Consider the following 2,467-nt stretch of genomic DNA (forward strand, 5'->3'; position numbering starts at 1 on the left):
GTTGCTGAGCATCGCCCATGTCATGCCGCAGCTCGGCTACCTCTCCGCGACCAAGGACGGCAAGCGCAATCTGCCGGCCAGCTATTTCATCGACCTCGCCACATGGCAGCGCATCAACCTGGTCTATACCGCCAAGGCGATGACGCATCTCCGCCAGATCCGTTACGAGGCCGTGCGTGCCGACCTGGTCGACCGCTTCATCCACATCGTCGAGCACCGCTACGGGCACGCTCTGGCGGCGCTGGTCGAAAAGGCCAAGATAGAACTGACCAACAGGTCATCGGCGGAGGTGGCGGTGAAGCTGCCTGACGCGGCGTTCGCCGCCGGGATCACGCGCGACGGGCTGGAGGCCACGATTGCCCGAGATATCGAGCGGGTCACCGAAACGGTCGGTCAGACCATTCGCGACGCTCAGGTCAAGCCATCGGACATCACCGCCGTGTTCCTGACGGGAGGCTCGACCGCGATCCCGCTGGCAAGACGAGAGATCCTGTCGCTGGTGCCGCAGGCTTCTGTCATAGACGGCGACATGTTCGGATCGGTCGGGCTTGGCCTGGCACTCGATGCGCAGCGGAAGTTCGGCTGATCCTACCCTGACCCGTTCATCTCTGCAGCCAGATGCGCCTTCAGCGCCATCTGGGCCAGGCTTGCCTGGCGGTCGCGATGGGTGATCATGGCGAAGTCGCGCTTCGGCAATTCGATCGGCACGGCTCTCAGGCTCCCCTCGGCGACCGCGTGCCCGACGACCAGCTCCGAAATGATGGTCGCGCCGGCGCCCGCTTCGACGGCCTGGCGAACCGCCTCGTTGCTGGGCAGCACCAGGAATATCTGCAGGTCGGCAAGTGAAACCCCCTCGCGGCGCGCCAGATCCTCCAGCACCTCGCGCGTGCCGGAGCCGCCCTCGCGGATGATCCAGCGCAGGCCCGTGATGTCGGGGCGGCCCGGCGCGATTTCGGCGATCCGCGGATGGGAGCTGGCAACGACCAGCATCAACCGGTCGGTATCGACCTTGGCGCGGCGCAATATGTCGGATTCGGTGCGCCCTTCGACCAAGCCGAGATCGGCGGTTCCATCGAGCACGCTGGCCTCGACCTGCCTCGTGTTGCCGATGGTGACGCTAAGCCTGACGGCCGGATAGGCCTCGTGGAAGGAGGCCAGCCGGCGCGGCAGCCAGTAGCTGGCGATGGTCAGGCTGGCGGCGATCGAGAGGCTGCCGGCGACCGTCTGCGAAACATGTTCCAGCACGTTGCGGGCGGCGGCAGCCCGCTCCAGCACGGCCTTGGCCTCGGGCAGGAACCGGTGGCCGGTCTGGGCCAGCTCTATGTTGCGGCCGACGCGGTTGAACAGATGGACACCGTGCTGCTCTTCCAGCGCGCGAATGGCCGCCGACGCGGCCGACTGGGAAATGCCGAGAAGCTCTGCTGCCTTGGTCATGTGGCCGCGCTCTGCGACGGCGACGAAAATGCGCAACTGGTCCAGGGTCATGCCTGCATTAAGAACCAATATCGATCGAATTTACAAGAACAACTGATTAGACGGATCGATAGCTTTATTCTACTTTTTTAGCCGAAGTTAGAAAAAATTGGCCTGCAGGTCGCAGAGAATAAAATGATCGGGCGGTTCAGATCCCTGCTTGCGCATTGGACCCGCGGCATCCGGCGGCGATTGGCCGGTGATCGATATCACCCCGAAGAGCATTACATGCGCGGCCCCGGACCGAAGACGCGCGCCAAATCCGCCGGCCGCGCGAGCACCACGGGATCATGATGCAAGGACCGCGCGGCGCCAATTCAGCCCCCTCGCAACGCCAGCTTGCCGACACGCGCGCGCCCGATGAAGGCGACGGCGTCGACACCTCCCCAGATGTTTCCGACAGCATCGCCAAGACGACCTGCTACATGTGCGCCTGCCGCTGCGGGATCGACGTGCACATCAAGGACGGCAAGATCCGCTACATCAACGGCAACAAGGACCATCCAGTCAATCGCGGCGTGATCTGCGGCAAGGGCAGCTCCGGCATCATGCAGCACTACAGCCCGGCCCGGCTGAAGAAGCCGCTCTTGCGCACCGGCCCGCGCGGCTCGGGTGAGTTCCGCGAGATCGCGTGGGAGGAAGCCTTCTCGATCGCCACCGAGCGGCTGTCGCATATCCGCCGGACCGACCCCAAAAAACTCGCCTTCTTCACCGGACGTGACCAGTCGCAATCCTTGACAGGCTGGTGGGCGAGCCAGTTTGGGACGCCGAACTTCGCTGCCCATGGCGGCTTCTGTTCGGTCAACATGGCAGCCGGTGGCCTCTACTCGATCGGCGGCTCGTTCTGGGAGTTCGGCGAGCCCGATTGGGACAACACGAAATACTTCATGCTGTTCGGCGTCGCCGAGGACCATGACTCCAACCCGATCAAGATCGGACTGGGCAAGCTCAAGGCGCGCGGCGCCAAGGTGGTGTCGATCAATCCCTGCCGGAC

3 protein-coding genes are annotated in these 2,467 nt (G+C 64.2%); 2 read left to right on the top strand and 1 reads right to left on the bottom strand.

Annotated elements, in window-relative coordinates; translation table 11 throughout:
• On the top strand, positions 1-586 hold a 586-nt coding region (locus tag EOA36_RS33295; protein ID WP_145969453.1), incomplete at its 5' end, for an Hsp70 family protein.
• Between the two features lie 2 nt (positions 587-588).
• Here the strand turns inward: EOA36_RS33295 and EOA36_RS33300 are convergent.
• The gene (locus EOA36_RS33300) at positions 589-1,485 is read right to left on the bottom strand and encodes a LysR family transcriptional regulator (RefSeq protein WP_127280996.1); all 897 of its coding nucleotides are present in this window, start codon (positions 1,483-1,485) and stop codon (positions 589-591) included.
• 278 nt (positions 1,486-1,763) lie between these two features.
• Here EOA36_RS33300 and EOA36_RS33305 point away from each other — a divergent pair.
• The coding region (locus tag EOA36_RS33305) for a molybdopterin-dependent oxidoreductase (RefSeq protein WP_189553493.1) at positions 1,764-2,467 on the top strand (704 nt) is incomplete at its 3' end.

Source organism: Mesorhizobium sp. M8A.F.Ca.ET.021.01.1.1 (genome assembly GCF_003998025.1).
Taxonomy (GTDB): domain Bacteria; phylum Pseudomonadota; class Alphaproteobacteria; order Rhizobiales; family Rhizobiaceae; genus Mesorhizobium.